General features: G+C 37.0%; 11 protein-coding genes. 3 read left to right on the forward strand and 8 right to left on the reverse strand.

Features of this window, described 5'->3' with window-relative positions:
- The first annotated feature begins 84 nt into the window (after positions 1–84).
- The 3 genes from ACXY7N_RS14860 (at position 85) to ACXY7N_RS14870 (ending at position 3773) form a co-directional block, all read left to right on the forward strand.
- Complete coding sequence (locus ACXY7N_RS14860) at positions 85–1188, forward strand: polysaccharide deacetylase family protein (RefSeq protein WP_016089526.1); 1104 nt, start codon at positions 85–87, stop codon at positions 1186–1188.
- A 156-nt stretch (positions 1189–1344) separates the two neighbouring features.
- Positions 1345–2427: a polysaccharide deacetylase family protein gene (locus ACXY7N_RS14865; RefSeq protein WP_116363672.1), complete on the forward strand. Its 1083-nt coding sequence runs from the start codon at positions 1345–1347 to the stop codon at positions 2425–2427.
- Positions 2428–2543: 116 nt separating this feature from the next.
- Positions 2544–3773 (forward strand): aminopeptidase, encoded by a 1230-nt coding sequence (locus tag ACXY7N_RS14870; protein WP_016089528.1) that lies wholly within the window; start codon positions 2544–2546, stop codon positions 3771–3773.
- 41 nt (positions 3774–3814) lie between these two features.
- On the opposite strand, the gene ACXY7N_RS14875 is transcribed toward ACXY7N_RS14870, so the two are convergent.
- The 8 genes from ACXY7N_RS14875 to gatA all read right to left on the reverse strand — a co-directional run bounded on the left by ACXY7N_RS14875 (position 3815) and on the right by gatA (position 13793).
- Complete coding sequence (locus ACXY7N_RS14875; RefSeq protein WP_016089529.1) at positions 3815–4138, reverse strand: DMT family transporter; 324 nt, start codon at positions 4136–4138, stop codon at positions 3815–3817.
- Positions 4139–4185: 47 nt separating this feature from the next.
- Positions 4186–5637, reverse strand: a complete 1452-nt coding sequence (gabD, locus tag ACXY7N_RS14880; protein WP_016089530.1) for an NADP-dependent succinate-semialdehyde dehydrogenase — start codon at positions 5635–5637, stop codon at positions 4186–4188.
- Entirely contained in the window at positions 5630–6997 is a 1368-nt protein-coding gene (locus tag ACXY7N_RS14885) for a sigma-54 interaction domain-containing protein (protein ID WP_016089531.1), read from the reverse strand. Before ACXY7N_RS14885 ends, gabD begins: the two co-directional genes overlap by 8 nt.
- Before the next feature lie 115 nt (positions 6998–7112).
- Positions 7113–8477 (reverse strand): 4-aminobutyrate--2-oxoglutarate transaminase, encoded by a 1365-nt coding sequence (gene gabT, locus ACXY7N_RS14890; RefSeq protein WP_033660245.1) that lies wholly within the window; start codon positions 8475–8477, stop codon positions 7113–7115.
- 154 nt (positions 8478–8631) lie between these two features.
- A complete protein-coding gene (locus tag ACXY7N_RS14895; protein ID WP_016089533.1) occupies positions 8632–9378 on the reverse strand; it encodes an HAD family hydrolase in 747 nt (248 codons plus the stop codon).
- Positions 9379–9515: 137 nt separating this feature from the next.
- Positions 9516–10421 (reverse strand): diacylglycerol kinase, encoded by a 906-nt coding sequence (locus ACXY7N_RS14900; protein WP_000977669.1) that lies wholly within the window; start codon positions 10419–10421, stop codon positions 9516–9518.
- Between the two features lie 472 nt (positions 10422–10893).
- Complete coding sequence (gene gatB / locus ACXY7N_RS14905; RefSeq protein WP_001047687.1) at positions 10894–12321, reverse strand: Asp-tRNA(Asn)/Glu-tRNA(Gln) amidotransferase subunit GatB; 1428 nt, start codon at positions 12319–12321, stop codon at positions 10894–10896.
- Between the two features lie 14 nt (positions 12322–12335).
- Entirely contained in the window at positions 12336–13793 is a 1458-nt protein-coding gene (gene gatA, locus ACXY7N_RS14910) for an Asp-tRNA(Asn)/Glu-tRNA(Gln) amidotransferase subunit GatA (protein ID WP_016089534.1), read from the reverse strand.
- Positions 13794–13797 lie beyond the last annotated feature (4 nt).

Raw genomic sequence — 13797 nt, forward strand, 5'->3', positions numbered from 1 at the left:
AAAATTTGAATTATTGTCACTTATAAGAACGATGGTTTCATGACATAAGTGATGATAATTAAAACACAATAGAAGGATGATAGAATGAAAAAGTATACATATATCGCTTTACTTTCTTCTGCTATTCTCGTAGGTTGTAACACTAGTAGCTCTAGTGATAAACAAATAAAAGAAGCAACGGCGAAACAAACAGTTGAACAGAAAAAAGCGAAAGCAGTTGAAATTCCTTTAACACAAGGAGTTATTACATGGGATCCGTATGAATATAACGCACAAAACACCACGCTTTATACCAAAGATTTAAGGGATTCATTCAAACAAGTACGTTACAATATTTGGCGTACTGCTGATGGTCCTGAAAGCAAACAAACTTTTACTTCACAAGAAAAAGATCGTGACTTTGCCCTCCCACTACATTTAAAATCATTTCATTTAAAACGTGGCGAATTTCAAATTGAAACAGTAGGAATCAAAGAAGATCATACTGAAACAAATCTAGTAACATCTAAAATTACATTCCAGCAACATGTACCCGTATTAATGTACCATGCGATTGAAAAATACCCTGGACCAAGTGATGGGGATTACGGCTTATACGTACCACCTGAGCAATTCGAAAAGCATATGCAATATTTGAAAGATAACGGTTATACGATGCTTACGTTTGAACGTTGGAATGATATAAATCGTGTAAATAAACCTATTTTTGTAACGATGGATGATGGTCGAAAAAATAATATGAATGCTCTTCATATTTTACAAAAATTAAAGGATGATAGATTCCAACCTACTGCTACTGAATTTCTTACTGCAAATGAGATAGACAAACCAAATCGTCTATCAACAGATGAGATAAAACAAATGATGGATTCAGGCATTTTTTCTATTCAATCGCATACTGCTAATCATACGATGATGGCTCATTCAAGTAATTATGATGAGGAATTACGTAGTTCGAAAGAAAAAATCGAAGCCCTTACTGGTAAAAAAGTCATTGCTCTCGCCTATCCAGTAGGTTCTTATAATGATCCAGCTGTTGAAGAAACAAAAAAACATTATGAATTCGCAGTAACTACTGATCATGGTAATCACATTACAAAAGGGATGCCAAACGAACAGTACTTAATTAAACGCCATTTTGTAGGGCCTAATACATCTATGGAAAAATTCATATCTCTTATAAAGTAAACTTTACTAAAAGACGAAAGAATATTTCTATCGAAAGGCACTAACCTATCTCATAATTAAAAATGATATGCTGAACAAGGGTATGTCCCCACCTCTCTTACAGCGGTGGGGATTTTAAATACGTATGCAACATAATACACAATAGAAGGTGATTTTATGAGAAAATACGCAGCAATCGCTTTATGTACGTCTGCCATTTTAGCTGGCTGTAACAGTAGCAATGTAAGTCCTGAACCTAAAAAAGAGAAAAAGGTTCAAGAGACTAAGAAACAAGAAGTGACCGTACAAGAACAAGGTAAAATTTCTTATCATCCAATTACACACGAATCTACAAACACTACTATTCATATGACAGATATAAAGGATACTTTAAGTGAGGTACAATATAAAATTTGGCGCACAGCTGATGGGAAGGAAAGTGCTAAATCTTTTTCTTCTAAAGAAAAGGAGAAACAATTTACACTTCCTTTTGATATAAAAGAATTTGAAGGAAAACGCGGTGAGTTCCAAATTGAAGCAATAGGAATGAAAGAAGATGGGAAAATCATTCCACTCACAAAAGCTGCTATTACTTTCGAACAAAAGGTTCCCGTTCTTATGTACCATGCACTCGATGATTATCACGGACAAGGCATTAAAGATTTATTCGTATCACCCGCTAACTTTGAAGCCCAAATGAAATATTTAAAGGAAAACGGCTATACATTACTAACTTTTGAACGCTGGGGCGATATTAATAAGGTGAATAAACCTATCTTTGTTACATTTGATGACGGTATGAAAAATAATATGAATGCATTTCATATTTTGCAAAAGCTAAAAGACGATACGTTTAAACCAACAGCAACAGAATATATGATTGTTAATAATGTCGATGCTGACGGATCTCTTTCTACATCCGACATAAAAGAAATGGTTGATTCGGGTATTTTCTCCATGCAATCTCATACTGCAACACATGTAGACTTACCGAAGATTACAAACTATGAAGAAGAATTAAAGGAATCGAAAGAAAAGCTAGAAAAAATAACAGGTAAGCCTGTTATCGCAGTTGCTTATCCATTCGGTCATGTAGATGATAAAGTCGTTGCAGAAACGAAGAAGTATTATCAATTTGCGACGACAACAAAGCCCGGAAAGTTCATTACGAAAGGTGAACCCGATGAGCTGTTAAAAATGAAGCGTGTTCGCATACACAATACGACGACAGTAGAACAATTTGCTTCTTCGATTAAATAACGATCAGAGCTCAATATATTTTGAGCTCTCTTTTTACGCTATATTTATATATATTTTTTGAATTTTCTTGTATTATATATAGTAAGAAATCTTTCAAATTAAAGGAGATTATACATATGTCATTTGAACAAACGTTAGAGAAATATGCTGCTCTTGCAGTCAATGTTGGTGTTAATATTCAACCAGGACAAACATTATCAATTAGTGCACCTCTTGAAGCTGTACAATTTGTACGCCTCGTTACAGAGAAAGCATATAAATCTGGTGCAAAACACGTATATGTTGATTGGAATGATGAAACGTTAACACGCTTAAAGTTCGATCTAGCTCCTGAAGAAGCATTCTCTGAATTCCCTTCTTGGAAAGCACACGCTCGTGAAGAATTAGCAAAAGAAGGCGCTGCATTTATGTCTATTTATGCAGAAAATCCTGATTTATTAAAAGGTGTAGATTCAACGCGTATTGCAGCTGCTCATAAAGTAGCCGGTGAAGCAATGAAAGTATATCGTGATTACGTACAAGCTGATAAAGTAAGCTGGTGTGTCATTTCTGTTCCTACGAAAGAATGGGCTGCGAAAGTATTCCCTGACGTTGCACCAGAAGAACAAGAAGCAAAACTATGGGATGCTATCTTTAAAGCGACTCGCGCTGATTTAGAAAATCCTGTAGAAGCATGGAAAGAACACGATGAAACGTTACATACAAAAGTTGATTACTTAAACGAAAAACATTATAAAGCTCTTCACTATACGGGTCCTGGAACAGATTTAACAATCGAACTTCCAGAAAAACATGTATGGGCTGGTGCTGGTAGCTTAAATGAAAAGAACGTACCATTTATGGCGAACATTCCAACTGAAGAAGTATTTACAATGCCGCTTAAAACAGGTGTAAACGGCCAAGTATCTAGTACAAAACCGTTAGCATTTGCAGGTAACATTATCGATAACTTCACGTTAACATTTGAAAACGGACGTATCGTAGACTATAAAGCTGAAACTGGTGAAGAGGCTTTAAAACATTTAGTAGAAACAGATGAAGGTTCTCACTTCTTAGGAGAAGTGGCTTTAGTACCTCATGACTCACCAATTTCAAACACAAATATTTTATTCTACAATACGCTATTTGACGAAAACGCATCTTGCCATCTTGCAATCGGAAGTGCTTATGCATTCAACTTAGTTGGCGGAAAAACAATGTCTAAAGAAGAACTTGCTGAAAACGGAGCAAATACTAGTATTACACACAACGACTTCATGATCGGATCAGCTGAGCTTGATATCGATGGTATTACAGATGACGGAAGACATGAACCAATCTTCCGTAAAGGTAACTGGGCATTTTAATAAAAAGCAAAAGGCTATCTCCCGCACCGGAAGATAGCCTTTTATGATGCCGATGAAACCTTAAGTCCAATTACTCCTAAAACAATAAAAAGAATACAAAATGCTTGGAATAAGCTAATGTGCTCTTTAAAAAAATACACGCTAATGATTGTAATAAGTAATGTTCCTACACCAGACCAAATGGCATAAGCGATACTTAAATGAATTTTTTTGACAACGATTGCAAATACGCTGAAACAAATTCCATAAAATACGAAAATAAGTACACTTGGAACGAGCTTTGTTAAACCGTTTGATAATTTCATCGCAATTGTTCCAGCTACTTCAAAAACAATTGTTACGAGTAATAATAGCCAATATATCATACTAGAGTCTCCTTCTCTGTTACCTTATAGAGATTCTAGTATACTACTTATAGTCCTAATGAAATATATTTAATTTCTAAATATTCCTCGATACCGAAATGGCCTCCTTCACGGCCAATACCGCTTTCTTTAAAGCCACCGAACGGCGCTTGTGCAACCGATGGAAGTCCATCATTTAAACCGATAATTCCGTACTCTAACGCTTCGCTAATTTGGAATGCTTGGCTAATATCCTTCGTAAAAATATATGCAGCTAAACCGTATGGCGTATTGTTCGCACGCTCAATTACTTCTTCAACCGTTTTAAATTTCGCAACAGGTGCAACTGGACCAAATGTTTCTTCATTCATACAAAGCATCGTATCATTCGCCAACCCAATTACAGTTGGTTGCATAAAGTGTCCGTCTAGCTCTGCAACCTTTTGGCCACCATATAAAACTGTTCCACCCTTTTGAATAGCATCTTCGATATGTTCTTGTACTTTCGAAACTGCATTCTCGTCAATAAGTGGTCCTACAGTCGTTCCGTCACCGAAACCATCTCCTACTTTCAACTGCCCTACTGCCTTTTGGAACTTCTCTACAAACACTTCATACACTTCTTCCTGAACAAATACTCGGTTTGTACATATACACGTTTGTCCTGCATTACGGAATTTCGAACCAATTACCGCTTCTACCGCTTTATCTAAATCCGCATCATTCATAACAATAAACGGTGCGTGACCACCTAACTCAAGTGAAACTTTTTTCATCGTTTGTGCAGCACTAGCCATTAATTCTTTCCCAATTTCCGTTGATCCTGTAAAGGAAACTTTTCGAACACGTCCATCTTCCATCCACGTATCAGCAATTGCTTTCGCACTACCTGTTACAATGTTTATTACACCTTTAGGAATGTCCGCTTCATGGGCTAATTCAGCTAATTTTAACGCAGTTAACGGCGTTTGACTTGCAGGTTTTACAACCGCTGTACATCCTGCTGCAAGTGCCGGGGCTACCTTTCTCGTAATCATAGCAGCCGGGAAGTTCCAAGGTGTAATAGCTGCCATCACTCCAACTGGTTGCTTCATAACTAAAATACGTTTATTTGGATGAGAAGCCGGAATCATTTCACCATATACGCGTTTTCCTTCTTCTGCATACCATTCAACAAAGCTATTTGCATAATTTACTTCACCAAGCGCTTCTAGAAACGGCTTTCCTTGTTCTCTCGTCATGATCGCTGCAATCTCTTCTTTATTTTCATCGATAAGTGTGAACCATTTTTTTAATTTCGTTGCACGGTCTGCTGCTGTTAACTTAGACCATGATTGAAAAGCTTCATGTGCAGCATCAACAGCTTGCTTTGCCTCTGTTACCCCGCCCTTTGGTACCGTCGCAAATATTTCCTTCGTTGCTGGATTATTTACTTCGATTTGTTCTTGCAATGTAATCCACTCACCATTTATATACATCGCCTTTTTCTCTACATTTACAAACGTCGCTTTTTTATCCAATGTTCTCTTCCTCCTCTATAAGTTTCTTTATTTTCCTCGTGGCAGCAGATTGACTTATTTTTAAAAACTCCGCTACTTTATAACTCGATCCATATGTTTTATATGCTTTCAAAATAATATTACGTTCCACTTCTTCTAACATTTTATAGAGACTTTGGCCGGACTGTTCAACCGTTGATTCTTGCATCGCTATTGGCAAATCTTCTATCGTAACGATATCATCAGCAGTTATAACAATTCGCTCAATCACATTTTCAATTTCTCTATTATTTCCTTCCCATGGGTAACCAACAAACATTTGTAATGTACTAGGTGCTAATTTTACATTCCGGCCATATTTCTCGTTAAAGTGCTGTAAATAATGATAAATGAGCGGCAAAATATCTTCTGCTCTTTCCCGAAGTGGCGGAATTAAAATTGGAATGACATTCAGACGATAATATAAATCTTTCCGGAATGTTCCTTGTTTCACCATCATACTTAAATCTCGATTTGTTGCCGCTACAATTCTAACGTCCACCTTTTTTAATTCTCTTCCGCCTATAGGGCGAAACGTTTTTTCTTGCAACACTTGCAAAAGCTTCGCTTGAATTTCGAGCGGCATTTCGCCAATTTCATCTAAGAAAAGAGTTCCTCTATGCGCTGATTCTAATAGTCCCTTTTTCCCTTCACGATTCGCACCTGTAAAAGATCCACCTGAGTATCCAAAAAGCTCTGATTCAATTAAATTCGTTGGCAATGCCGCACAATTAATTTCATAGAAACTTTCATTCTTCCTGTTACTCACTTCATGTAAATGACGTACTAATCGACTCTTCCCTACTCCTGTCTCACCTAAAACGAGAACTGTACTATCTACCACGGATACTTTCTTGATTGTCTCGACTATTTTTTGCATAGCGATACTTTTAAAAATAAGTCCTTCATGTTCATATGTTTCTCTTAATTCTTTTTTATATGTTTTTAACTGATTATCCATTTCCTCTACCTTTTGACGTAATTGGTAGAGTTCTGTAAGATCACGAGAATAACTAATTACTCTTCTTAAATTTCCCGCATTATCAAAAACAGGCCTTGTACGAACGTGTAAATACTCTCCTGATTTTGTCGTTTGAACGAGTTCAATCGGTCTCTTTTTTTCAATTACTTCTAACGTTGCCGATGGATAAAAGATACCATCCTTCTGCAATTCTTTCACATGCTTACCTACTAACTCTTTAGCACCTAGTTGATAATGCCTTTCACATGTACTATTTACACGCACAACGATTCCCTTTTCATCAGTCACAAAAATTTCGTCAAACGCATATTCAAATACATCTTGTAAATCCATTAACACTCGTTCCTTTTCTCCAACCATCCTAGCCACCCCTAACTTCCAATCCATCGATTCACTTCACTACCTTTATTATAAAGTGAATTTTCTGCATTTTATATAGAGTCAGCTAGAATGTTTGCGATTTATTATTTAGCTTTTAAACACGAGCAGTATTTGCTTTCTCATAACAGACTTGCAGTGATTCTTCAATTATTGTTAATCCTTCTTCAAGTTGCTCATCTGTAATAACTAATGGCATTAACACACGAATAACATTACCATATGTCCCTGCTGATAGTAGAAGTAATCCGCGTTTGTTTGCTTCTGCGCACAAATTAGCTGTTAACGTTTTATCAGGTGCTTTCGTCTTCCGATCTTGAACGAGCTCAAATGCACACATCGCTCCTAAACCACGCACATCACCGATGCAATTATATTTATTTTTCATCTCTTCGAATCGGTTCATTACGACTTTTCCTAATTCTATCGCTCTATCATTTAAATTCTCTCTTTCTATTACATCAAGTACTGCTAACGCTGCCGCACATCCTAGTGGGCTTCCTGCATACGTTCCACCAAGCTCTCCCGGCGCAGATTCATTCATAATTTCCTTGCGCCCAATAACACCACTAATTGGTACACCAGCGCCTAATGATTTAGATACCGTAATTAAATCTGGAACGACATCATAATGATCAATGGCAAAGTATTTTCCTGTACGGCTAAATCCTGTTTGAATTTCATCCGCTACAAATAAGATGCCGTGTTCTGAACAAATATTGCGTACTTCTTGAACAAACTTCTTACTTGGAACGATAAATCCACCTTCCCCTTGAACAGGTTCCATTACAACAGCTGCAATTGTTTCTGGTGCTACTTCTGATATGAAGAAATTCTTAAACTCTTCAATCATAAAGTCATCGTACTGCTCTTCCGTTAATCCTTCTGGACGGCGATATTCGTACGGAAACGGCGCTTTATATACCTCTGGAGCGAATGGGCCAAATCCAAATTTATATGGCTTTACTTTACTTGTCATCGTCATTGTCATTAATGTACGCCCATGGAACCCTTTAGAAAATGCGATAATACCAGGTCTTTTTGTATATTTACGAGCGATTTTCACCGCATTTTCAACCGCTTCTGCACCACTATTTAAAAATAGTACTTGCTTATCAAAACTTCCTGGCGCTAATGCCGCAAGTTTTTCTGCTAATTCAATATATGGCTCATACATCATGACATTAAATCCAGTATGAATGTATTGATCTACTTGTTTATGGAGCGCTTCTTTAACAGCTGGATGACAATGTCCTACGTTAATTGTTCCGATTGCTCCCGCGAAATCAATGTACTGATTGCCATCAACATCTGTTACAAGAGCACCATTTGCAGATTGTACAAACGTTAGGATGCCGTTACTTACCCCTTTTGGTACTATATTTTGGCGGCGTTCTAATAAAGACGCTGCTTTCGGTCCAGGAATTTGTTCATTTACTTTAGCAAATTTTTTTGTGTTCATTACGTACCCCATCCTTTTCTTTACATTGTTTTCTCTTTTCATTGCAAAATGTATGCCAATATTCTTTTCCAGCATTCATCCTACATGCCTTCTATGTCGACATAAAAAATAAGTCTATAAAGACTCATCAAGAGTCCTTATAGACTTATTTTCCTTACACATTAGACTTTCCTTGTTTCCAAATGAACTCACCCGAATGAGAAATAAACTCCCCAACAGATTGTACTACTAAATCAGCAAGTGGTTCTAACGTTTGACGATCTCCTGTACCAGATAGTACTCCAATCGCATAGCAATCGCCGCCATTTCTCGCTAAATATAAATCAGTTGGTGTATCTCCAACGACGGCTACTTCACATGCTTTTAAATGAAACTTCTCACAAAAAGATTCTATAATTCTTTTATCTGGTTTTTGTGCCGGAAACGTATCTGAAGCTACAACATAATCAAAAAAAGACTCTAATTGATACTGTTTTAAAAACAATTCTGTCGGTGCAAAATCATCGGCTGTAACAACACCTAAAATAAATCCTCTATCCTTTAAACCTTGTAAAATTCTCGGTAAATCCGTTGTCATTTTCATATAGGAACGGTGTTCATACATAAGAGAAAATAACTTTTCACTTACCCACTCATGCATCTCCTCTTCCATAGATGACGTAATATACTTGCAAAGTCCCTTTGCAACATCAAGGCTTGTTCCTGCCGCTATTGCGCTACGAGGATTCACAAACACCCCATCCACGCCGATTTCTTTTAGTAAAGTAGGCTGCATTGACCTTGGCAGTTGATATAAATTGATACATTCCGCCACAAGTTCTTCAGCTACTTTTATCCAAATTGAATGAAAATCCATTAATGTCCCATCTTTATCAAATAGTATTGCTTTTACCTTCTCCATAGCATCCTACCTCTCGTTTCTTATCTCCTCCAGTGTATCAATAAAGTATGGATATAAAATAAACGAATTGTAAAAATACCATAAAAATCAAACTAACTTCCAATTTACAATTCCTCTATATAATAAAAAGGATGCCTTTACAGGGCATCCTCTTGTTGTTCAGGAACAAATAGTTCAAGACAATGATATATATTTTCGAATTCCATCGGTGCATCTCCACCGTATTCACCATCTAAGTTAATCATTAGTTTATCTGGTGAATGCACTTTAATTCGATTTGCTTGTGTGTATAACACTTTTGGATTGTTAATATGTTCACCACGCTGCGCTTGTGTTGCTGCTTTAATTAAGTCAGCGATAGAACCTTTTTTCAGTACTAATAAATCAAATAAACCATCATTAATCGATGCATATGGTGCTACTTTTTCAAAGCCGCCCACTGAACGAGTATTCGTAATTAAAAACATCGTAATTTCTTCTTGTAGTAATTTTCCATCATACTCAATTTCAACATATGTTGGATGTAATGACGGTAACATTTCAATACCTTTTAAATAATAAGCAAGTTGTCCTAATACTGTCTTTAGCTTACTTGGTACTTCATATGTTAATTCTGTGATACGGCCGCCACCAGCGATATTAATGAAATATGTATCATTTGCTCTACCAAGATCTAACGGAACTGTTTTTCCTTCACAAATAATATCCGCAGCCTCTTCAATAGCACGAGGTACACCGATCGCACGCGCAAAATCATTTGTCGTTCCAACTGGAATAATTCCAAACTTTGGACGATGTTCATGTCCTACTAAACCGTTCACCACTTCATTTAATGTACCATCACCACCAGCTGCGATAACAACATCAAACTTACGATCCGCAGCTTGCCTAGCTGCCACAGTCGCATCTCCAGGACCAGTTGTCGCATGACAAGACGCTTCATATCCAGCTTGTTCTAATTTTTGTAATACTTCCGGTAAGCTCTTCTTAAATAGCTCGCGCCCAGAAGTAGGATTATAAATAATTCTTGCTCGTTTCATCATTTATTAGCACAGGAAATTTCTTTATATATCAAAAAGAACATACCGAACTTCTATTCAGTATTCCTATGCCTACCTCCTCTCATCTTCCTATCCTTCTTTTATCCCGCTCAAACAGGCAGTAAGAACCCGATTCGTGTAGTCCATCAAAAGTAAATATTCATTTCAATGGTTTTGTTTTATTTGACAAAAAATTTATGTCTATCTATTTCCTCACAACAATTTACATATAACGAATAATAATTATCTATTATTTCATGAGATGAAAAAAAACCTCTATGTCTAGATTTATCATTATTCCCACCTTTTTGCAACTATCATACCATAGTTGCTATACAAACATTTTTCCACTTTTGACAGTTAATCAAACGTTTGTTTAAACGATTTTGTCTCATTTAAACAAACGTTTGATTAACCTAGAAAAACACCCATGTACGGGTGTTTTTCTGCTTAATCTTTAAAAGTTACTACTATTTTATCGCTTATTAATCTCTTCAAGTAAGATTTTGTTAACAAGCGGTGGATTTGCTTGTCCTTTTGTAGCTTTCATAATTTGACCAACTAAGAAGCCAATTGCACGGTCTTTACCGTTTTTAAAGTCTTCGATAGATTGCTCATTATTATCAAGAATTTCTGTTACAACCTTACGAAGTGTACCTTCGTCAGAAATTTGAACAAGACCTTTTGCTTTAACGATTTCTTCTGGGTCTCCACCTTTTTCAATTAATTCGTTAAATACTTTCTTCGCGATTTTAGAAGAAATTGTACCTTTTTCAATTAATTGAACCATTTTAGATAGACCAGCAGGCGTTAGTGCAACGTCTTTTAATTCTTTTTGTTGTTTGTTTAAGTATGCAAGCACTTCACCCATTAACCAGTTTGATGTTAATTTCGCATCAGCACCGTCTGCAATTGCAGCTTCAAAGAAATCAGACATTTCTTTCGTTAATGTTAATACGTGTGCATCATAAGCAGGTAAGCCAATTTCTGCAACGTAGCGAGCTTTACGTGCATCTGGAAGTTCTGGAATCGAAGCACGAATTTCTTCTTTCCACTCATCATCGATGTAAAGTTCAACTAAGTCTGGCTCTGGGAAGTAACGGTAATCGTCAGATCCTTCTTTCACACGCATTAAGATTGTTTTCTTCGTTGCTTCATCATAACGACGTGTTTCTTGTTGGATGATACCACCAGATAATAATTCTTTTTCTTGGCGCACTTGCTCATGCTCAAGACCTTTTTGCACGTAAGTGAAAGAGTTTAAGTTTTTCAGTTCTGCTTTTGTACCGAATTTCTCTTGTCCAACAGGACGAAGTGAAATATTCGCATCACAACGAAGAGAACCTTCTTCCATCTTACAATCAGATACGCCAGTGTATTGAATGATTGATTTTAACTTCTCTAAGTATGCATATGCTTCTTCCGGAGTACGCATATCTGGCTCAGATACGATCTCGATTAAAGGCATACCTTGACGATTGTAATCTACTAATGAACCATCAGCTGTATGCGTTGATTTACCAGCATCTTCTTCTAAATGAAGACGTGTAATACCGATACGTTTCTTTTTACCATCTACTTCGATTTCAATCCAACCATTTTCACCAATTGGCTTATCAAATTGAGAAATTTGGTAAGCTTTCGGATTATCTGGGTAGAAATAGTTTTTACGGTCGAACTTCGTTTCCGTTGCGATTTCACAGTTTAATGCCATTGCAGCTTTCATTGCAAAGTTAACTGCTTCTTTATTTAAAGTAGGAAGTACCCCTGGGTATCCTAAGTCAATTACACTTGTTTGTGTATTTGGCTCCGCTCCGAATTCTGTTGGACTCGCAGAGAAAATTTTCGAATTTGTTTTTAACTCAACGTGAACCTCTAAACCAATAATTGTTTCTAAATTCATCTATGCTCGCCTCCTTACAGACTTGCTTTTTTTGTATGATAGTCTGTTGCTTGCTCAAATGCATGTGCAACGCGGTAAATTGTCGTTTCATCGAAGTGTTTACCAATGATTTGTAGACCAAGTGGCATGTTGTTAGCACCAAATCCACATGGAACAGAAATCGCTGGAACACCAGCTAAGTTTACTGGGATTGTTAAAATGTCGTTTGCATACATTGTCATTGGATCATCAACTTTTTCGCCCACTTTAAATGCCGGAGTTGGCGTTGTTGGTCCAATAATAACATCATAGTTAGCAAATACATTTTCAAAGTCGTTTTTAATTAATGTACGTACTTGCTGTGCTTTCTTGTAGTATGCATCATAGTAACCAGAGCTAAGTGCAAATGTACCAAGCATAATACGACGTTTTACTTCATCACCAAAACCTTCGCTACGTGTGTTTTTGTAAAGGTCTAATAAATTATTTACATTATCAGAACGAACCCCGTAACGTACGCCATCAAAGCGTGAAAGGTTAGCAGATGCTTCAGAAGAAGATAGTAAGTAATACGTTGCTAGAGCGTATTTAGAGTGTGGAAGAGATACTTCCTCCCAAGTTGCGCCCATACCTTCTAATACTTTTAAAGCAGCTAGTACTGACTCACGAGCTTCTTCGCCAACACCTTCTCCTAAGTATTCTTTCGGTACAGCAATGCGTAAACCTTTAACGTCGCCTGTTAAACCAGCTAAGTAGTTTCCTACTTCAACGTTTGCAGAAGTTGCATCCATACGGTCAATACCTGAAATAGCTTGTAATAAGTATGCATTATCTTCTACTGTACGTGTAATCGGTCCGATTTGGTCAAGTGAAGATGCGAATGCTACTAATCCGTAACGAGATACGCGTCCGTAAGTTGGTTTTAAACCTACAACACCGCAATATGCAGCTGGTTGACGGATAGAACCACCCGTATCAGAACCTAGAGAGAATAATACTTCTCCTGCTGCTACAGCTGCTGCAGAACCACCACTAGATCCGCCTGGAACGTAATCTAAGTTCCATGGATTTTTCGTAGCGTAGAAACCTGAGTTTTCATTTGAAGAACCCATTGCGAACTCGTCCATGTTTAACTTACCGATTGTAATTGTGTCAGCAGCTTTTAGCTTTTGCACAACTGTCGCATCATAAATTGGATCGAAGTTTGCTAACATTTTGCTCGCACAAGTAGTACGAAGACCGTTAGTTACAATGTTATCTTTTACACCAATTGGCATACCGAATAATAAACCATTATCTTCCGCACCAATTTTCGCGTCTAATTCTTTCGCTTTCGCGCGTGCGTTTTCTTCATCTAATGTAAGAAAAGCTTTTACGTTATCTTCAACATCCGCAATACGTTTGTAAGATTCTTCTACTAAATCCGTAACGGAAATTTCTTTGTTGTTTAACTTCTTATGTAACTCTGATACTGAATGATCAAATAATGACATCGAA

Source organism: Bacillus sp. 5w2 (assembly GCF_054353775.1).